Source organism: Paenibacillus amylolyticus, assembly GCF_050990605.1.
Taxonomy (GTDB): domain Bacteria; phylum Bacillota; class Bacilli; order Paenibacillales; family Paenibacillaceae; genus Paenibacillus; species Paenibacillus amylolyticus_H.
In genome coordinates, this window is sequence record NZ_CP158832.1 from 17,099 (window position 1) to 36,312 (window position 19,214).

Annotated in this window: 17 protein-coding genes and 8 tRNA genes; all 25 read left to right on the forward strand. The window is 47.7% G+C overall.

Translation table 11 applies throughout. The features are described 5' to 3' along the window. The first annotated feature begins 58 nt into the window (after positions 1-58). A tRNA-Ser gene (locus ABTV53_RS00060) sits at positions 59-150 on the forward strand. A gap of 47 nt (positions 151-197) precedes the next feature. After that, positions 198-274 (forward strand) — tRNA-Met (locus tag ABTV53_RS00065). 9 nt (positions 275-283) lie between these two features. Further along, a tRNA-Val gene (locus tag ABTV53_RS00070) sits at positions 284-359 on the forward strand. A 5-nt stretch (positions 360-364) separates the two neighbouring features. After that, positions 365-440 (forward strand) — tRNA-Thr (locus ABTV53_RS00075). 9 nt (positions 441-449) lie between these two features. Next, a tRNA-Asp gene (locus ABTV53_RS00080) sits at positions 450-527 on the forward strand. Between the two features lie 21 nt (positions 528-548). Continuing rightward, positions 549-621, forward strand: a tRNA-Phe gene (locus ABTV53_RS00085). A gap of 12 nt (positions 622-633) precedes the next feature. Further along, positions 634-719 (forward strand) — tRNA-Tyr (locus ABTV53_RS00090). A gap of 7 nt (positions 720-726) precedes the next feature. Further along, positions 727-799 (forward strand) — tRNA-Lys (locus tag ABTV53_RS00095). Positions 800-940: 141 nt separating this feature from the next. Further along, positions 941-2,134: a PucR family transcriptional regulator gene (locus ABTV53_RS00100; RefSeq protein WP_433749299.1), complete on the forward strand. Its 1,194-nt coding sequence runs from the start codon at positions 941-943 to the stop codon at positions 2,132-2,134. A gap of 103 nt (positions 2,135-2,237) precedes the next feature. Further along, the gene (locus ABTV53_RS00105) at positions 2,238-3,365 is read left to right on the forward strand and encodes an ABC transporter ATP-binding protein (protein WP_433749302.1); all 1,128 of its coding nucleotides are present in this window, start codon (positions 2,238-2,240) and stop codon (positions 3,363-3,365) included. Positions 3,366-3,783: 418 nt separating this feature from the next. Next, complete coding sequence (hprK, locus tag ABTV53_RS00110; protein WP_017691278.1) at positions 3,784-4,722, forward strand: HPr(Ser) kinase/phosphatase; 939 nt, start codon at positions 3,784-3,786, stop codon at positions 4,720-4,722. A gap of 119 nt (positions 4,723-4,841) precedes the next feature. Next, positions 4,842-5,867 (forward strand): prolipoprotein diacylglyceryl transferase, encoded by a 1,026-nt coding sequence (gene lgt / locus ABTV53_RS00115; RefSeq protein WP_433749305.1) that lies wholly within the window; start codon positions 4,842-4,844, stop codon positions 5,865-5,867. A gap of 6 nt (positions 5,868-5,873) precedes the next feature. Then, on the forward strand, positions 5,874-6,530 hold the full coding sequence (ppaX, locus tag ABTV53_RS00120; RefSeq protein WP_433749308.1) for a pyrophosphatase PpaX: 657 nt from the start codon (positions 5,874-5,876) through the stop codon (positions 6,528-6,530). Continuing rightward, entirely contained in the window at positions 6,527-7,069 is a 543-nt protein-coding gene (locus ABTV53_RS00125; RefSeq protein WP_433749311.1) for an acyltransferase, read from the forward strand. Before ppaX ends, ABTV53_RS00125 begins: the two co-directional genes overlap by 4 nt. A gap of 404 nt (positions 7,070-7,473) precedes the next feature. Continuing rightward, positions 7,474-8,673 (forward strand): ATP phosphoribosyltransferase regulatory subunit, encoded by a 1,200-nt coding sequence (locus ABTV53_RS00130; RefSeq protein WP_433749314.1) that lies wholly within the window; start codon positions 7,474-7,476, stop codon positions 8,671-8,673. Between the two features lies 1 nt (position 8,674). Then, the gene (gene hisG / locus ABTV53_RS00135; RefSeq protein WP_433749317.1) at positions 8,675-9,334 is read left to right on the forward strand and encodes an ATP phosphoribosyltransferase; all 660 of its coding nucleotides are present in this window, start codon (positions 8,675-8,677) and stop codon (positions 9,332-9,334) included. Positions 9,335-9,448: 114 nt separating this feature from the next. After that, on the forward strand, positions 9,449-10,753 hold the full coding sequence (gene hisD, locus ABTV53_RS00140; protein ID WP_433753990.1) for a histidinol dehydrogenase: 1,305 nt from the start codon (positions 9,449-9,451) through the stop codon (positions 10,751-10,753). Further along, positions 10,746-11,375: an imidazoleglycerol-phosphate dehydratase HisB gene (gene hisB, locus ABTV53_RS00145; protein ID WP_036674766.1), complete on the forward strand. Its 630-nt coding sequence runs from the start codon at positions 10,746-10,748 to the stop codon at positions 11,373-11,375. The genes hisD and hisB overlap by 8 nt, the downstream gene beginning before the upstream one ends. A gap of 3 nt (positions 11,376-11,378) precedes the next feature. Then, positions 11,379-12,005 (forward strand): imidazole glycerol phosphate synthase subunit HisH, encoded by a 627-nt coding sequence (gene hisH / locus ABTV53_RS00150; RefSeq protein ID WP_433749321.1) that lies wholly within the window; start codon positions 11,379-11,381, stop codon positions 12,003-12,005. Positions 12,006-12,068: 63 nt separating this feature from the next. Further along, a complete protein-coding gene (gene hisA, locus ABTV53_RS00155; protein ID WP_047841450.1) occupies positions 12,069-12,803 on the forward strand; it encodes a 1-(5-phosphoribosyl)-5-[(5-phosphoribosylamino)methylideneamino]imidazole-4-carboxamide isomerase in 735 nt (244 codons plus the stop codon). Between the two features lie 30 nt (positions 12,804-12,833). Beyond that, entirely contained in the window at positions 12,834-13,595 is a 762-nt protein-coding gene (hisF, locus tag ABTV53_RS00160) for an imidazole glycerol phosphate synthase subunit HisF (protein WP_017691268.1), read from the forward strand. Beyond that, positions 13,588-14,322: a bifunctional phosphoribosyl-AMP cyclohydrolase/phosphoribosyl-ATP diphosphatase HisIE gene (gene hisIE, locus ABTV53_RS00165; protein WP_433749325.1), complete on the forward strand. Its 735-nt coding sequence runs from the start codon at positions 13,588-13,590 to the stop codon at positions 14,320-14,322. The genes hisF and hisIE overlap by 8 nt, the downstream gene beginning before the upstream one ends. A 12-nt stretch (positions 14,323-14,334) precedes the next feature. Then, positions 14,335-15,159 carry a histidinol-phosphatase HisJ gene (gene hisJ / locus ABTV53_RS00170; protein ID WP_433749328.1) on the forward strand — a complete coding sequence of 275 codons (825 nt, stop codon included), beginning with the start codon at positions 14,335-14,337 and terminating at the stop codon, positions 15,157-15,159. Positions 15,160-15,463: 304 nt separating this feature from the next. Beyond that, a complete protein-coding gene (locus ABTV53_RS00175; RefSeq protein WP_036616184.1) occupies positions 15,464-16,411 on the forward strand; it encodes a ribose-phosphate diphosphokinase in 948 nt (315 codons plus the stop codon). A 255-nt stretch (positions 16,412-16,666) separates the two neighbouring features. Next, positions 16,667-18,928: a helix-turn-helix domain-containing protein gene (locus ABTV53_RS00180; RefSeq protein ID WP_433749331.1), complete on the forward strand. Its 2,262-nt coding sequence runs from the start codon at positions 16,667-16,669 to the stop codon at positions 18,926-18,928. The last annotated feature ends 286 nt before the right edge of the window (positions 18,929-19,214 follow it).

Below are 19,214 nucleotides of genomic sequence, written 5' to 3' on the forward strand. Positions count from 1 at the left end.
TTCGTTTCGAATCTAGTTTTCAGGGAGCAATCCTTGATGATGTTGAAGATTGTTATTTGGAGAGATACCCAAGTGGCTATAAGGGGACCCTCTGCTAAGGGGTTAGACTGCGTAAGCGGTGCGAGGGTTCGAATCCCTCTCTCTCCGCCATCTTTACCTAAAGAAAGATGGACAAGCAATCAAGACACAATTAATATGGCGGTGTAGCTCAGCTGGCTAGAGCGTACGGTTCATACCCGTAAGGTCGGGGGTTCGATCCCCTCCGCCGCTACCATATTACCCAGGAGGCTTAGCTCAGCTGGGAGAGCATCTGCCTTACAAGCAGAGGGTCGGGGGTTCGATCCCCTCAGCCTCCACCATATACGCCGGTGTAGCTCAACTGGTAGAGCAACTGACTTGTAATCAGTAGGTTGGGGGTTCAAGTCCTCTCGCCGGCACCATTAATGCCTGGAACCGTGGTGTAGTTGGCCTAACATGCCTGCCTGTCACGCAGGAGATCGCGGGTTCGAATCCCGTCGGTTCCGCCATTAATCCTAAAAATTAAATATGGCTCGGTAGCTCAGTCGGTAGAGCAGAGGACTGAAAATCCTCGTGTCGGCGGTTCGATTCCGTCCCGAGCCACCTTTAATCCCTGGAGGATTAGCGAAGTGGCCAAACGCATCAGACTGTAAATCTGCTCCCGTACGGGTTCGGTGGTTCGAATCCATCATCCTCCACCAGTTTTATGAGTCATTAGCTCAGTTGGTAGAGCACCTGACTTTTAATCAGGGTGTCGAAGGTTCGAGCCCTTCATGACTCATCTTTAAGAAGAGTGATTAATCATTAATTTGATTAGTTGCTCTTTTTTGTTATTTAATTTTAACGGAATATGGATATTTATTAATGCTGGGCAAGATATGATAAACTAATAGAAAACATGCAGAGTGGTGACGTTCATTATATGAAGTTCATACCTGATCTAAAACAGCAAATTGAAGTCATTATAGGCACAACTTTGGACGAATATGAAATTACAATAGAAGAATGGACGCAATCCGTGGCGAATCTGGTTCATCTTCATGGGAATTCTGAGACCTGTGGTGATGAAGGTGAGATTCAGGATATATCTGACCAATCTACATCTCCAAGTTCATCCGATGTGATCAGTTTGAATACGGGAGAGCGTATATTTTTTAAGGTTCGGATGAATGAGGAAGAAGAGACCGTCGTATGTTGGGGATGCGCTGCAAGATCTATCACTGTGGAGAGACGGAGATTTATTGAACTTTTGATCCGTTCTAATATGGGACTACCCGATGAGACACAGCCTGTTGTATATGAGAATGATAGAGAGCAGTATTTGACTGAATTGGGTCTCTGGCTTAAAGAGCAGATCGAAGAACCAACCAAGAAGGAATCTGAGGCGGTTCCTGATCGCTTTGTGGTGTCTGCAGGATTGAACGCTGAGAAGATTCTGTTTTTGCTGCAAGGGGATACACCGGATGCACATCGTTTACTATCCAAGGAACTCAACAAGTTGCTTGAGAGTTACTTTGGCAAGGAAATTGTGATGATTCCTTTAGGGGAGCAAGAGTGGATTTTCATGGGTGATAAAGAAATTGTTACAGAAGAAGCCGAGGAAGATACAACGGAAGCCAAAAAGGATTCCCTGAACGCTTTTTGTCTGGGGCTGCATGAATTGGTTGCCAGTGAGTGGGCTGGGTTATTCCATCTGTCTGCATCCCTGCCATGCATTCCCTCACAACAACTCGTATCGGTCACAGCTCTTCTTAAAGAAAGTGTTCACTTGGGGAGAGCATTCCATGTTACGCAGCATATTCATCTCCCTTGGGATCTGCATCTGGAGCGGTTGGTAGCGAGCATCCCAGATGAACAACGTACACGTTTTATACAGGAAACAGGCAAAGACACGTTAATCTTCAATGACAGTGAGACCCTCGCTACGCTAGAGACCTTTTTTAGCCTGGACTGTAATGTAAGCGAGACAGCCAAACGGCTTTTCATTCATCGTAACACGTTGGTATATCGTCTGGATAAGATCAAACAGGAAATTGGTTATGATGTGAGGCACTTCGAGAGTGCTGTTCTAGTGCAGTTTTTACTACTAATGTACAAAGTGACGAAAAAGCATTGATATTTTTGTGCAGTTTGCGAATAGTCAAACCTCACGTAGATAGGGTATTATAAAAATACAAATTGTATTCGATTACAAAATGATCTCTGAGGAGGCAACAATCATGGCTGGAGTACGTTTAGAGCATATTTTCAAAAAATACCCGGGTTCTGATAAAGCAACTGTAGTTGACATTAACCTGGACATTAAAGATAAAGAATTTCTGGTACTGGTAGGTCCGTCCGGTTGTGGTAAATCAACAACACTTCGTATGATCGCAGGCCTTGAGGAAATTTCTGAAGGTAAACTCTATATCGGTGACCGTGTCGTTAATGATGTTGCACCTAAAGACCGCGATATCGCGATGGTATTCCAATCCTATGCCTTGTATCCGCATATGAGCGTATATCAAAACATGGCGTTTGGTTTGAAATTGCGTAAGGTTAAAAAAGATGAGATCGACAAACGTGTACGTGAAGCAGCTAAAATCCTGGATATCGAGCATTTGCTTGAGCGTAAACCTAAGGCATTGTCCGGTGGTCAACGTCAGCGTGTCGCTTTGGGACGTGCGATTGTCCGTGATCCACAAGTCTTCTTGATGGATGAGCCTCTCTCCAACTTGGATGCCAAACTGCGTGGTCAAATGCGTGCTGAGATCACTAAACTCGCGAAACGTTTGGAAACAACGGTTATCTACGTAACGCATGACCAGATCGAAGCGATGACGATGGGTGATCGGATCGTAGTTATGAAGGATGGTATCATCCAACAAGCAGCTTCTCCGGAAGAGTTGTATAACCTGCCGGCTAACCTGTTCGTAGCTGGTTTCATCGGTTCCCCGACAATGAACTTTATCTCGGGTAAATTGGCTGAGCAAGGTGCTAACCTGCACTTCGTAGCTCCAGGCGTGGACGTTGAAATCCCGCAAGGTAAAGCACAAGTGTTGAAGTCTAGAGGATACATTGGCAAAGAAGTCATTCTGGGTGTTCGTCCAGAAGACATTCACGAAGAGCCAGTATTCTTGGAAGCATCCCCGAACTCTGTATTCTCTACACACGTAGATGTTACAGAGAACCTGGGTCACGAAATGCTCCTCTACTTGAGTGGTGTAGGTAATGATACAACAATCGCACGTGTAGATGGACGTTCTAACACTCGTGATGGTTCCACAGTTAAAATGGCCATCGACATGAACAAAGTTCATATCTTTGACAAAGAGACTGAAGTGAACGTACTTCTTCAAGACAAATAATACTGGGATTCCTCGGTGATGATGGAACCTGACAGTTAACGCAATTATACATTGTAATGAGAGCCCCTTCCGTTTTTGCTGGAAGGGGCTCTTTTAAGATTATTGGATTTATAAGTTTTGGCAGAGTTGGATGATTAATAACCGCAAGAAAAACAGCCGCTAAACTACGAATGTAGTATCCTATGAAGGGTTTCGATCAGAAGACTTTTCTTATTAGTGGTTGTCGGAGGCTGCGATTGCATTCATCCCGGAATTCATTTAAGATTATTTGAAGGTCTGTCTTCATATTTTTGTGAGAATCGACTGTTGGAAGGGTATGCAGTCTGTACCCCATGCTATGAATGCGCTAATAATGGAAATAACTGATACACGATCTGATGTACATAGAGGGACAGCGAATGCTGAAAGGAAGAGACAAATGGCGAAAAAAGTGAAAGTATCTGAATTGGTGCAGCAATTTCAGTTGGAGGTTGTTTCTGGATCTCACGGATTGAAAAGAGTCATCACGGTAGATGACCTGAACCGTCCTGGTCTGGAAATGGCCGGTTATTTTGAATACCATCCACAAGAACGGGTACAGCTACTTGGAAGAACGGAGTTAGCTTTCTTTGCAATGTTACCTGAGCAAGAGCGACGTGATCGTATGCAACGTCTTTGTACGGAAGAGACGCCTTGTATCGTTGTCACGCGTGGACTGGAAGTTCCCCAAGAGCTGATTGATATCAGTGAAGAACAGAATCTGGCTGTACTTCGCAGCAACATGGCTACAACGATTCTATCTAGCCGAATTACGGGATTCCTGGAAAAGAAACTGGCACCAACAGCAACCATTCACGGTGTACTTTGTGATGTCTATGGCGTAGGTATGCTGATCACAGGTAGTAGCGGTATTGGTAAGAGTGAAACAGCACTTGAACTGGTGAAACGTGGACACCGACTGATTGCCGATGATGCGGTAGAGATCCGCCAAACGTCAGATTTTCAGCTGCACGGTACTGCACCTGAATTGATTCGCCACTTGCTCGAGATTCGAGGTGTCGGTATTATCAACGTCATGACATTGTTCGGAGCTGGTGCGGTTCGAAATAACAAACGGATTACCTTGGTTGTACGTCTGGAAGCATGGCAGCAGGATAAACAATACGATCGTCTGGGTCTGGATGAAGAGACTACACGTATCATTGATACGGATGTACCTCTGGTTACGATTCCTGTTCGTCCGGGACGGAACTTGGCGGTTATTATTGAAGTAGCCGGTATGAACTATCGTCTGAAACAGATGGGTCTTAATGCTGCACTACAATTCACGAATAAGCTTACAGCAACCATCTCGGAAGATATGGAAGACATGGATTAAGAATATTTTATACATGAAATGAAGATGAATGGTTGACATGTACTGCTTCTCTTAAAGCGCAGGGCATGCCAACCATTCGTCATGCATGCGATTGATCGAATAAATAGGAGTGTGAATGAATGGATACATTATTACTGTTGAACCCGATTGCCTTCTCTGTTGGAGCATTAAAGGTTCACTGGTACGGGCTTATTCTTGGTGCTGCTGCACTTATAGGACTCCTGCTCGTGATCCGGGAGGGCAAACGCTACAATATTCCACAGGAAGTGTTCATGGACATGGTCCTTTTAGGTGTGCCATCTGCCATCATTGGTGCCCGCATCTACTACGTCGCATTTAAGTGGGAAGATTATAAGGATAATTTCTGGGATGTCTTTAAAATATGGAATGGCGGTATTGCCATCTATGGTGCCCTTATTGGTGCAATCATCTGTGCAGTTATTTTCTTCCGTCGTAAAGGGTATAACTTCTGGCGTATGGCCGATATTTGCGCGCCTGGACTGCTCGTTGGACAGTTGATAGGACGCTGGGGGAACTTTGTGAATCAGGAAGCCTACGGCGGTCCTGTGGAAGAGTCATTTTTGAGAGACAAGCTTCATCTGCCGGACTTTATTGTGAATCAAATGAACGTAGACGGGGTATTCCACCATCCTGCGTTTTTGTATGAATCGATATGGAGTCTCGTTGGTCTGGTCTTGTTGCTGGTTCTGCGTCGTCAGAAGTTTCTGCGTTCAGCTGAACTGTTCATGTCTTATTTCATCTGGTACTCTATCGGTCGTTTCTTCATTGAAGCTTTGCGTACGGACAGTCTCGGCTTCCAGGCTCCACAATGGGTTGCTTCATTAGTGAACGGGCTGTGGTCTCCAATGACTGCGATGGGCTTCGAACAAGGATATCTTGATCCTGCTTATGGTAACGTAAGAATCTCGCAACTGCTCGCTATTGGCATCATTATTGTTGCTGTTGTATTCATTGTGGTGAGAAGAGTGACAGGTAAAGCGGTTGTTCGTTATAGTGATCCAATTGTATCGTCCAAAGTTACCTCAGATGATATGGAGCATACAGGAACAGTTGCAGGCAAAGAGAATAAGGTAACACCTCCAGCCAAAGATGAATCCAAGCAAGTTGATGATAAAAAGGAGTAATGCAACATGATTGACACGGTATTGTTTGATCTGGATGGAACGATTATTGATACCAATGAGTTGATTATCAGCTCATTCCAGCATGTCATGGGGGGATGGGAGCATTCAGCTCCATGGACACGGGAACAGATTATTCCGCATATGGGTGGCACACTGGAGCAACAAATGCGCACCTTCTCTGGCCAGGAGGACGTCTCCGAGTACGTGAAAGGTTACCGTGCCTATAATGACATCCATCATGAAGCGATGGTTAGACCTTTTCCACATGTCATTGAGGTAGTAGAGGCGCTGCATCAGGCTGGCATTGTGATGGGTGTAGTCACAACCAAAATTCGTCCATCTACATTAAAGGTGCTGGAACGTTTTGACCTACTGAAATATATGAAGACAATTGTAACAGTGACCGACGTGACGAATCCGAAGCCACACGCTGAGCCTGTACTGAAAGCCATGACAGAACTGGGTTCAGATCCGGCTAAAACGCTGATGGTAGGTGACAGTCCCGTGGACATCCAATCAGCTCAAAATGCGGGCGCACTCTCGGCGGGGGTTGCATGGTCACTTAAAGGGGAAACAATCCTGAACGGATATGGGCCCGATCATATGCTGCATGATATGAGAGACTTGTTAAAACTCATTGGTATTGAAATGGGACGTTCATGAGAAAAGTAACCCGCTATCCGGTAGAGGACCAGAATGCACTTTGGCATATCTACAAGACAGTGAGTCCGTGGAAGGGCGTTCGTAATTTTATCTGGATCCAGTTGTCACGTTACTGCCCGATCCTATCGGTGAAGAACTGGATCTACCGCCGAATGCTCGGTATGAAGGTGGGAAAACACACGGCCTTTGGCCTGATGGTGATGGTTGATGTGTTTTTTCCGGAGAAAATAACGGTCGGCGAAAACTCGGTCATCGGTTACAACACAACGATTCTCGCTCATGAGTATCTCATTAAGGAGTACAGGCTCGGTGAGGTGATTATCGGGGAAAATGTACTGATTGGGGCCAATACAACGATTCTGCCTGGTGTAACCATAGGGGATGGAGCCGTTGTAGCTGCTGGAGCTGTCGTACATAAGAATGTTGCACCAGGAGCTTTTGTTGGAGGCAATCCACTGCGTGATTTATCCCGTGCGGCAGATTCTAAGGAAGACACTGTCTTTAACACGGATGATTCTTCTCAGGGGAGTGTGCATTAAGTCAATAGAGTAATGAATGAAGATGAATCAATGAAGATGATTCGTAGTAAAAAGCTGCTTATGGCAGCTTTTTTCGTATATAAATACCGATTGGTGAGGGTAAGGGTGTGTATATCAAACGATATGTCGTTACAAGGGCAATCAAGCTTTGGTATTGTTGACGGTAGTGCAGATTTCATGTTATCATATCCCATATCCTTTAGTTTGTTAGCACTTTACCATGCGAAAGTATTATCGAAAGAATTAAACGTGATAAAGGTTGAACTAAACCAATAGCTGAATACTTTTTGAAGCAATACGGTGATTCAGGGTTACAAGATAGAATGGGGATTTACACTACATAAATCCTGTTGAAATAGAACGAGCACCACTCTTAAATTACTGACTCGGGGTGAATAATACCAATGTCCAAACCAAAAGGATTTGAAAAACCGACCGGATTTCGCGACTATACACCACATGTAGTATCCAAGCTACGGATGATTGAGCGGAATGTATTGGAATGTATGGAACGTTGGGGTTACCGTCAGATCATCACACCAACGATTGAATACTACGACACGGTAGGTGTAGCAAGCTCTACATCAGATCGCAAATTGTTTAAATTGCTGAACAGCCGGGGAACCACGCTGGTGTTGAGATCGGATCTAACAGCTCCGATTGCACGCGTCGTTTCATCCATGCTCAAAGATGAGCCGTTGCCGCTGCGTCTGTCCTATCATGCGAACGTATTCCGTTCCATTGAAGAGGAAGCTGGACGTGAGGCTGAATTCTTCCAGACAGGCGTGGAGCTGGTCGGAGACGATTCACCTGAAGCGGATGCAGAAGTCGTTGCGCTTGCGATTGCCTCTTTGCAGGCAGCGGGTGTGTCTTCTTTTAAAATAGCGATGGGTCATATGGGTTTCCTGAACGGATTACTGGAGGAAGTGATTCCAGGCCAGACAACGGAGCAGGAGCAATTGAAGGAAGGGCTGCTCGGACGTGATTATGTTGGCTATCGCCAGTCCATTGAAGCATTGAATCTGGAGCCTAAGTTAAAAGAACAGCTTGAAGCGATCCTGCGTCTGCGCGGTGGCAAGGAAGTCTGCACCCATGCGGCAGAGCTAAGTTCAAGCGCTGAAGCAGCAAAATCGATTGCACATCTGTGTGCGGTATTCGAAGTGTTGGAAGCTTACGGTGTATCCGAGCATGTGCTGATTGATCTGACGATGATCGGTGATTTCTCCTATTATACGGGCATGACGTTTGAAGGATATGCAGCAGAACTGGGATCTCCGGTATGTAGCGGCGGGCGTTATGACAACCTGTTACAACAATTCGGGCGTTCGTTGCCAGCTACAGGGTTTGCACTGAAAACCAACCGGATTATTGATGGCGTTCACGGCATTACCATTGAAGAGAATAAACCGGTACTTATCCAATATAGCCCGAAACGTCGGGCCGAGGCACTAACAGAAGCGGCAAGATTACGCAGTATGGGACAAAATGTAGTGACACTCCTTCTTCCTGAAGACGGGGCTGGGGCAAGTACTTTATCTGCTGGAGCAACAACCGTTCAGGCTGAGCAGGTTATTACTTACGGATCTGAAGAAGGAGGACGCTGAGATGTCGGATATTCTGAAGGTGGCCATGCCGAAGGGCCGAATCTATAAAAAAGCCTCCAAATTGTTTCGTGAAGCGGGGCTGGATATTCCAGAAGACGTGGATGATACACGCAGATTGGTCATTGAAGTACCAGAAGCAGGAATGGAATTCATTATGGCGAAGCCAGTAGATGTTCCAACGTATGTGGAGTACGGTGTTGCCGATATCGGAATTGTCGGTAAAGACGTGCTGCTGGAGGAAGATCGGGATGTGTACGAACTGTTGAATCTGGGAATCGCCCAGTGCCGCATGTCTGTGATCGGACTTCCAGACTGGAAGCCAGGCATTCAGCAACGTGTTGCAACGAAGTATCCGAGAATTGCCTCGCAGTATTTCCGGGAGCAGGGGCAGCAGGTTGAGGTGATCAAGCTAAATGGTTCCATTGAGCTTGCGCCTTTGATTGGTCTGGCAGACCGGATTGTCGATCTGGTGGAGACAGGTCAGACACTGCGGGAGAACGGATTGGTGGAGATGACAGGCATTCTGGACATCACCAGCCGTCTTATCGCCAATCGGGTAAGTTATCGGATGAAAAATGCACGAATCCAGGCTTTGTGTGATGCACTTCAGCAGGTCATACCGGCAACGAATGAGATATCGGCGGGAAGCTTTCGGGGATAAACTACTGCGTCAGAAATATAGATGAGAAACATGCAAAGCAAGACAAGAGACATAACAAGGAAACGAATTGGCCATAAAAAGGCAGGCATTACAGAGGATGAGGAGGTTGTACGTATGAAAATTGTACCTGCACGGGAGTTTGACCTGAAGCGGGAAGTGGAGTATGGCACGCCAGAGCAAAATGAAACGGTACGGCGTATTGTCAGCGACATTCGCCGTGAGGGTGATATGGCCCTGCTGCGTTACACGGAGCAGCTGGACCGCACGAAGCTGACGGCCGCGGAATTGCGCGTGCCGCAGGAAGAGCTGCAGGCGGCTTATGCAGCCGTGGAGCCATCCTTTGTGACGGCGATTCGGCAAGCCGCCGCCAACATTCGTGCGTTTCATGAGAAACAGAAACGCAACTCGTGGATGGATTGGCAGCCGGACGGCAGCCTGCTGGGCCAGGTCATCCGACCGCTGAAGCGGGTCGGGGTCTATGTACCTGGCGGCAAAGCAGCGTATCCATCGTCTGTGCTGATGAATGTGATTCCGGCACAGGTGGCAGGCGTGCCGGAGATTGTTCTCGTGACGCCGCCGTCGACGAATGGCGGCGAAGGTATTAACCCGTACATTCTCGTTGCTGCTGCGGAAGCAGGCGTGAGCGAGATGTACCGGGTTGGCGGCGCTCAAGCCATCGCCGCCCTGGCTTACGGCACGGAGAGTATTGCCCCGGTCGACAAGATCTGTGGACCGGGCAATATTTACGTGGCGCTCGCGAAGCGCGAGGTGTACGGTGCGGTCGATATCGACAGTATCGCCGGGCCGAGTGAGATTGTGGTGCTCGCCGATGATACGGCGAATCCGGTGTATGTCGCCGCCGACCTGTTGTCGCAGGCGGAACATGACGAGATGGCATCGGCCATTCTCGTCACGAATTCGGCCACGCTGGCGGAAGCCGTGCAGGGCGAAGTGCAGCGGCAGCTTGAAGTGCTGCCGCGGCGGGATATCGCTGCTGCTTCGGTAGAGCAGTACGGCGCAATTATTGTAGTCGATTCTATCGATGAGGGAATCGACGTGGTAAACCGGCTCGCACCGGAGCATCTGGAGATCATGGTGCAGGAGCCAATGGCTTACGCTGGCCGGATCGAGAATGCCGGAGCGATCTTCCTCGGTCCGTATAGCTCGGAGCCGGTAGGGGATTACTTTGCTGGACCCAATCACATTATTCCGACGAATGGAACTGCGCGATTCAGTTCGCCAGTGGATGTGGATGATTTTATCAAAAAATCGAGTCTGATCTATTATAGTAAAGAAGCGCTGCTGCAGAACGGAGCGGCTATTATAGAGTTGGCCCGCCATGAGGGTCTTGAAGGGCATGCCCGTGCAATCGCTGTACGGTTAGAACAGGAAGGAAAGGCGGAATCGGACAATGGATAAGCAAAATAATGGTGTGGAACTTGAAAACAAAGGTGCAGTGCGCCAAGCAGAGGTTGATCGTAAAACGAACGAGACCAATATCCAATTGGCCTTTAATGTAGATGGAACAGGACAATCCACGATTGAAACGGATGTACCTTTCCTGAACCATATGCTGGATCTGTTCACGAAGCATGGACAATTCGACCTGAACGTGCAGGCCCGTGGAGATATCGATATCGATGATCATCACACGGTTGAAGATATCGGAATCTGTCTGGGACAGACGTTGCGAGAAGCGTTGGGTGACAAACGCGGCATCAAGCGTTATGCCAGTGTTTTTGTACCGATGGACGAGGCACTCGCTCAGGTTATTATTGATGTGAGCAACCGACCGCACTTTGAATACCGTGCAGAATACCCTTCCCAACAGGTAGGCAGTTTCTCCACGGAGCTGGTACATGAGTTCCTGTGGAAATTGGCGCTGGAAGCTCGGATTACGTTACATGTCATTGTGCACTATGGTCAGAACACCCACCACATGATTGAAGCAATCTTTAAGGCATTGGGACGTGCACTGGATGAAGCAACGATGATTGATCCACGTGTAACGGGTGTGCCTTCCACGAAAGGAGTGCTGTAGACGATGGCGATTGCAATTGTCGATTACGGTATGGGTAACCTGCACAGCGTCGGCAAAGCGGTCGAACGTCTTGGCTACGAAGCGCTGGTCACGGGTGACCGGGAAGAGATTCTTGGCGCAGATGGTGTCATTCTGCCAGGCGTAGGTGCTTTTGGTGATGCGATGGTTCATCTGCGGGAGAGTGGACTGGATACGGTTGTGAAAGAAGCCGCTGCAGGGTCCAAGCCACTGCTCGGTATCTGTCTGGGGATGCAGTTGTTGTTCAGCTCAAGTGAGGAGCATGGCGAACATGAGGGACTGGATATATTGCCAGGTAAAGTGGTGCGATTCGCACCCGGAGAACTGAAGGTTCCTCATATGGGATGGAACCGTTTGGAATTCCTGCACGCGGAAAACCCGCTATTCACGGGGCTTGAGGCAGGTCACGTCTATTTCGTCCATTCCTATCATGCACTTACTGACAACAGGGAGGATCTGCTGGCGGTAACGGATTACGGACATCCGGTGACAGCCATTGTAGGCAGAGGGTCCAACTTCGGCATGCAATTCCACCCGGAGAAAAGTGGAGAGCTTGGTATGAAGCTGCTCGGTAACTTTCTGGCTCTGACAGGAGCGCCTGTACAAAGGTAAAACAATCATCTCTTCTTAACTATAGAAAGTGTACAAATCTAATTCATATTCAGGAGGCCTTGTATGTCATCTTTTATCCTATATCCGGCGATTGATATCCGGGACGGCAAATGTGTAAGACTGGTGCAGGGAGATTATAATCAGGAGACCGTGTATAACGATGACCCGGTTCAAGTGGCTCTTTCCTGGGAGAAGCAAGGCGGTACATATGTGCATCTGGTGGATCTGGATGGTGCCAAAGCAGGTCATCCTGTTAACGATGAGCTGATCGGTCGCATTGCCTCGGCTGTGAACGTACCTGTTCAGGTAGGCGGCGGACTTCGTACAGTAGCGGATGTAGAGCGTTTGCTGGGTCTGGGTGTTAGCCGGCTTATCATTGGAACAGCAGCCATTGAGGATCGTGCTTTTACAGAGGAAGTACTGGGACGTTACGGCGACAAAGTGGCAATTGGTATCGACGCTCGTAATGGTTATGTGGCAACCCGCGGATGGCTTGAAACATCGGAAGTACAGGCAGAGGTACTCGCGAAGGAATTGGCGGCGTATGGGGCAGAGACGTTTATCTTTACGGACATTTCCCGCGATGGCATGATGCAGGGGCCTAATGTTGAAGCGATTGTGTCTCTTGCCAAGGCAAGCGGACGGACCGTTATTGCTTCCGGTGGTGTGAGTGTCATGGATGATCTGCTTCGTCTGAGTCGTCACGCCGATGATGGTGTTGGTGGAGCGATCGTGGGTAAAGCACTGTATACAGGAAGCATCGATCTGTCTGAAGCGGTGCGTGCAGTAAATAAGTAAGGGATACTCGGATAGAGAGGAAGAGGTAGCATGCTGGCAAAAAGAATCATCCCCTGTCTGGACGTGAAGGACGGCCGGGTCGTCAAAGGCGTCAACTTCGTCAATCTCCGCGATGCGGGTGATCCGGTAGAGCTGGCGGCGCTATATGACCGCGAAGGCGCGGATGAATTGGTATTTCTCGATATCTCCGCTTCGGTAGAAGGTCGCGAAACGATGGAAGAAGTCGTGCGGCAGACGGCTGGCGAGATTGCTATTCCCTTTACGGTAGGTGGAGGCATCTCCAAGGTGGAGGACATGAAGCGGATTCTCCGGGCAGGAGCGGACAAAATTGCAGTGAATACAGCCGCAGTGCTTAATCCGCAGTTGATTGCCGATGGTGCACGTCGCTTTGGCTCGCAGTGTATCGTGGTAGCGATCGATGCCAAGTATAACGAAGCTTGGGGCGAGTGGGAGGTCTATACACATGGTGGACGGAAACCCTCCGGCATCAAGGCATTGGAATGGGTTAAACAGGCTGAGAGCTTGGGCGCGGGAGAGATTCTGCTAACCAGTATGGACGCGGACGGAACAAAAGACGGTTTTGATCTGAAGCTGACGGCAGCGGTATCTGAATCTGTGCGTATTCCAGTCATCGCATCGGGCGGTGCGGGTAAGGAATCTCATTTCTATGATGTATTTACCACAGGCAAAGCGGATGCAGGTCTGGCCGCAACGATTTTCCATTACAAAGAAATCGCCGTACCGGCGTTAAAACAACATTTGAGAGAACAAGGGGTGGAGATCCGTGACTAAAGTGAGCGATGAAATCAAGGAACGGTTGTCCTTGGAACAGGTTGTGGAACACATTCGTTGGAGTGACGGATTGGTTCCTGCCATTGTGCAGGATGTGAATACTCGGGAAGTCTTAATGATGGCTTATATGAATCGCGAATCTCTGAAGTTGTCGCTGGAATCCGGTGAGACCTGGTTCTGGTCACGCTCGCGTCAGGAGTTATGGCATAAAGGGGCAACATCTGGCAACGTGCAGACGATTACTTCCCTAAAATATGATTGTGACGGCGATACCTTGCTGGTTGAGGTGAAACCGAACGGTCCAGCTTGTCATACAGGGGCGGTAACTTGTTTCCATAATGAGATCATTGGATTGCCAGAGAAATCGGCAGACAAGGCTTCGGATGAAGCGGATGTTGCATCTGCTCCGGCAAGTTCAGGTTCCGAAAGCCGTTTCGAGGTATTGGCCGAACTGGAATCCGTTATTGCAGAGCGTGAACGCGAGCGCCCTGAAGGTGCATACACAACGTATTTGTTTGATAAAGGTGTAGACAAAATATTGAAAAAAATCGGTGAAGAAGCATCCGAAACGATCATCGCCGCCAAAAATAAAGATAATGACGAGCTGCGTCTGGAAGTCAGCGACTTGATGTATCACCTGCTCGTCCTGCTACAAGAGTGCAAGCTGCCGCTGGACGACATCATGTCAGAGCTGAGCCGCCGTCATGAACGGCCTCGCCGCGATTAGGAGGCGAGCTTCGTGCAAATAGATTATCATACACACCATGAGCGGTGTGGACATGCCGTTGGCAAACTGGAAGAGTACGTGCAACGTGGTGTGGAGATCGGACTATCCCAGATTGGATTGTCTGATCACATGCCTTTGTTGCATGTTGATCCGGCTCAATATTATCCGGAAATGGCGATGCCTATGGATGAACTACCGCGTTATGTGGAGGAATGTTTCTCCCTGAAAGAACGTTACCGTGGACAGATTGACGTACGTGTCGGTCTGGAAGGTGACTACATTGAAGGCTGGGAAACAGAGATCCGAGCGATCATTGAGCGTTATCCATGGGATTATGTGATTGGCTCCGTTCATTTCCTCGGAGAATGGGACATTACGGATTTCCGCCAGACCCATCACTGGGGGGGCAAAGACATCCTTGAAGTATATCGTCAGTACTATGATGCTGTAAGCAAGGCAGCTGCGACGGGCCTATACGATATTATGGGCCATACGGATGTCATTAAACGGTTCGGCTATGTTCCTTCAGCGGAGCAAACAGAAGAACGTATCTCACTGGAGAACGCAGCGCTGCAGGCTATTGCAACAAGTGGCTGCGCCATGGAGCTGAATGCTTCCGGGTTATCGAAGCCTTGTGCCGAGATGTTTCCCAGTCGCAGAATGCTGACAGAAGCTATTCGCTTGGGTATTCCACTAACCATGGGCTCTGATGCACATGATCCATTGAAGCTGGGCGATTATCTGTCTGAAGCTGAAGCACTTTTACATGAATTGGGCTGTACGGAAGTGGCTGTTTTTGAAGGCCGTCATCGCTCGTTCATTCCTTTAAATGTATAAGTCAGTGGAGTATAATGAGGGTAGGAAATAACCTTTTAGAGGTAGAGTTCAAAAAGTCCGCCTTTGATTACGAAGGATGCCTAATGGCATCTTCAGCATCGAAGCTGGAATTCAGCCGAAATAGGTGGATGCTTACGAAGTATGTTTCCTCTGGAAACATTGTGGTTGCTCACGTAGTCTTGCCTACGCTCCGCTACTCCATTTCTAGCTTTATCCCATCTTCTTGGCACTGAAAACCGGTCTTTTTGAACACTCGCTTTTAGATAAGGGATTATATAGGGGCTTCAACCCTCGGGAGGGCATTATGCAGCATTCGTTACGTATTTTTTCCGGTTCATCAAACCCTAAGCTGGCAGAACAGGTTTGTGACAAGCTGGGAGTACAACTGGGCAAGATCAAGCTGTCCCGGTTCAAGAGCGGAGAAATATACGTTCATTATGAAGAAACGATCCGTAATTGTGATGTGTTTCTGGTACAGTCGTTGTCTCATCCGATCAATGAGCTGTTTGTTGAGCTGCTTGTGATGATTGATGCCGCAAAAAGGGCTTCTGCGCGCACGGTGAACATCATTGTTCCGTATTATGGTTATGCTCGTCAAGAGCGCAAATCTGCTCCACGGGAGCCGATCTCGGCCAAGATGGTCGCCGATGTATTAACTACGGCTGGCGCCAATCGAGTGGTAACGATCGACCTGCACGCAGCGGCCATTCAGGGATTCTTCAACATTCCAGTTGATCACATGACATCGCTGGATCTGATTAGTGATTATCTGTTGAGCAAAGGCATTGAGAACCCTGTAGTAGTCTCCCCGGATGCGGGGCGAGCATCGATGGCAGAGAAACTGGCGAACCGCCTGGATTCCCCATTTGCCATTATGATCAAGAAACGTCCAAGCCATAATGAATCGGTGATTACCCATGTCATTGGTGATGTAGAGGGACGAACACCTATTATTATTGAGGATCTGATCGACACCGGAACAACCATTCTGAATGTTGTAGAAGGGTTGAAGGAACGTGGCTCCAAAAATGTATATGTATGTGCAACACACGGATTGTTCTCGGATGGGGCAGTAAGTAAATTGAATCACCCGTCAATTGAAGAGGTGGTTGTTACAGACTCGATCGCACTGCCAGATGACCACCCCGAATGCTTCAAGGTGTTACCTGTTGCGCCAATGCTGGCTCGCGCCGTACGCATTATTGTGGATGGTGGCTCCATGGCCACATTGTTTAAGGATTCTGGCATTTAGAGCATCGAGGATATAACGGTGTGCTGCCGGATGAAGTGTTCCGTGTCTGAGTTGTTGTCTGCTCAGCACGGTTTTTTTGTTTTGGCTCTTGGAATTCAATTCTTGCATTGCTGCTCCGAGGCATGTGCTATAATAACATAAAATCAGTTATGATAGCGTTATCATTATAGTATTCAGCCCTCAAGGTGAGATGGATGCTGAACAGTAGAACCACGGCTGAGAACATTGGCATCGTGGAGTGAGGAGTGGGGTCTATTGTCTCGTAATTGGTACTACCGGTTACTGTTCTCTTATTTCCCGATTTTTTTTCTTACGGTGACCATACTCATTTTCATCGCGTTTGTTTTCATCAATGACATCTCTAAAGAGGAAACAAAAAAAGCAGACCGGATCTCCTCCAGTTATATGATAGACACGGTGGATCGCACAATCAGGGATATTGAACTATCCATCCTGGAAACAGTACAGAGTCAGCAGGCATACAGACTCTATTTTAATAACACAAACCAGACCAGCTCGGACACAGTGTATGCAATTGCGCAGAACTTACGAGAGCTAACCAATTCGTCCTCATGGATTCAATCCATCTATCTATATGACAAGCGAAATAAACATGTTCTGACCGTAAGTGGCTCCAGAGAAGCGGAAGGTTTCTCGGATAAGGCATGGATTGACCAGATGGGTACCGGTTCTATCGGTTCAGGGTGGCAACCTGTCCGGGAATTCGATACGGACTCTTCTCAACGTACCCCGATTCGCGTATTAACCGTGAACAAGGACATGCCTTTGCCTTTTGGCTCTCAGGGCACATTGGTCATTAATATCAAGATGAGCAGTATTGAACAGAGCGTAGATAGTATGGTTAATGGTCAGCTCTCATTCCTGACGATTACCGATCGGGAAGGTAAGGTTGTGTATAATGCACACTCGGACCAAGAGGGCTCGATAGATGGTCAGGAACTGAACAGGCTATCATTAGAAAGACTGGGATGGACCATATCCAGTGGAATCAAGGCCGGTAACTTATTTGGCTGGGTATCTGTCGTGTCTTATGTATGGGTAATCATTGCGATTGTGACGGTTATCTGTGCAATTGTGTATATCGTGTATATTACGCGTCGTAACTATAAGCCCATTCAGATCATCATGAACCGAATTGAGTCTCATCAGATTCGAGCGTTTGAACACTCGGGGGCTCGTACGGATGAGATGAAGATGATTGACGGTGTACTTGAGAATCTGATTAATCACATGATGGATTATGACAAGAAAAGCAGGGAAAATATACTCATGCAGCGCAGTAAGTTGTTCAATGCCCTATTGCACGGTGACCACATCGAAAATGCAGAAGAGCAATTAACAGAGCTCTCTCCACTGAATGACGTGCATGAATCGTCACGCTTTATCGTTGTTGTTGGAGAGATTAATCGTTATGAGAAAGGGTTCCAGGAGAGGTATACGAGAGGTGAACAAAATACGCTGAAGTTTGCCTTGATGAATGTTTTGCAAGAACTGTCACGTAATACCGGAGTACAATGCTGGACGGAATGGATAAGTGTAGATCAAATTGCAATCCTTTTTGTGTTCAAAGAACAGAGTAATAACAACTTGGACATGTCTGGGCAGATTCGGGTTGTAGCTGAGGAATGCAAATCTTGGGTGGAACAAAATCTACGCATTTCCTTAAGCTTTGGCATTGGACCTATTGCTCAGGGAATCGGTGCGATACGAAGCTCTTATGCGGCAGCAGAAGCGGTAATGCAACGCAAACTATTGATGAACGGAGATGTCGGCCAAGCCGACTGCGGTGAACCGCAGCATCCTTTGCTAGATACCTATACATATCTGCAGATGATTGCGGACTTTGTTAAGCGGTTCCGGATGTCGAGTGGACAGTGGCGGGAACAATTGGAGGAGATCTTTACAGCATTTGAACAGAACAAACTGCCGGATGACGAGATTCGTTCTCTGATTCAGGCCATGCTGCAGATGCTCAGCCGAGAGGTGGCCATGATGTCGGAAGGGCTTCAGGAAGAGCTTTCCGAAGAAAACATCAACAGATGGTTAAGTGCTGTAGAAGAGGCAGAGACGCTTACGGATGTGAAAACTCTTTTGTTCGATGGTCTGACAGACTTGTTCAGAACGTATGTGGCCGTAACGGAAACCAAGAGTTACAAAGCCATGGTCAACGAAATGAAAAATTATATCGAAGAACAGTTTGCCAATCCGGATCTTTCATTGAAACATCTGAGCGACCGATTCCAGATTACGGGCAAACATGCGAGTTATTTGTTCAAGACAGAATTCAATATGAAGTTTGTTGATTTTGTAACAGAGCTTCGCATGAAGGAGACGGAGCAGCTTCTGCTCAATACCGATTACTCTTTGCAGGATATTGCCCTGAAGGTTGGGTATGCGAATGGAATTACATTAGGACGTGTATTTAAACGGATAACGGGTATTACACCAGGAGATTATCGTCGATTGAAACGTGAACATCGAGAACCCGAAGAGTAACGCAATGATGATCATATTCTGAGATCTGTACATCAGGATAACACAGGGTGAATTTCATGCAGTCACTTTCCATGAGGAGAGCAGGCTTGCAGAGGTTCGCCCTGTTTTCGTTGAGCCGTTCTCTGCTGCCCGAGATCGATGCAACTGTTTTCGCAGGATAGCAGGCGTATATTCCTGTTTTTTCTCTGTTTACGAATATAGGCAGTGTGTGAAAATAGTTTATCCGAATGGGGACAGGCATTCCCGAGTTGTGAGGCCTCAAGAGCCTTCAAAGCCTAGGGTAGCG

Bases quoted from the DNA above. Each gene is read 5' to 3' on its own strand.
- ABTV53_RS00100 (WP_433749299.1), top strand. From the start codon at position 941: ATGAAGTTCATACCTGATCTAAAACAGCAAATTGAAGTCATTATAGGC.
- ABTV53_RS00105 (WP_433749302.1), top strand. From the start codon at position 2,238: ATGGCTGGAGTACGTTTAGAGCATATTTTCAAAAAATACCCGGGTTCT.
- hprK (WP_017691278.1), top strand. From the start codon at position 3,784: ATGGCGAAAAAAGTGAAAGTATCTGAATTGGTGCAGCAATTTCAGTTG.
- lgt (WP_433749305.1), top strand. From the start codon at position 4,842: ATGGATACATTATTACTGTTGAACCCGATTGCCTTCTCTGTTGGAGCA.
- ppaX (WP_433749308.1), top strand. From the start codon at position 5,874: ATGATTGACACGGTATTGTTTGATCTGGATGGAACGATTATTGATACC.
- ABTV53_RS00125 (WP_433749311.1), top strand. From the start codon at position 6,527: ATGAGAAAAGTAACCCGCTATCCGGTAGAGGACCAGAATGCACTTTGG.
- ABTV53_RS00130 (WP_433749314.1), top strand. From the start codon at position 7,474: ATGTCCAAACCAAAAGGATTTGAAAAACCGACCGGATTTCGCGACTAT.
- hisG (WP_433749317.1), top strand. From the start codon at position 8,675: ATGTCGGATATTCTGAAGGTGGCCATGCCGAAGGGCCGAATCTATAAA.
- hisD (WP_433753990.1), top strand. From the start codon at position 9,449: ATGAAAATTGTACCTGCACGGGAGTTTGACCTGAAGCGGGAAGTGGAG.
- hisB (WP_036674766.1), top strand. From the start codon at position 10,746: ATGGATAAGCAAAATAATGGTGTGGAACTTGAAAACAAAGGTGCAGTG.
- hisH (WP_433749321.1), top strand. From the start codon at position 11,379: ATGGCGATTGCAATTGTCGATTACGGTATGGGTAACCTGCACAGCGTC.
- hisA (WP_047841450.1), top strand. From the start codon at position 12,069: ATGTCATCTTTTATCCTATATCCGGCGATTGATATCCGGGACGGCAAA.
- hisF (WP_017691268.1), top strand. From the start codon at position 12,834: ATGCTGGCAAAAAGAATCATCCCCTGTCTGGACGTGAAGGACGGCCGG.
- ABTV53_RS00175 (WP_036616184.1), top strand. From the start codon at position 15,464: ATGCAGCATTCGTTACGTATTTTTTCCGGTTCATCAAACCCTAAGCTG.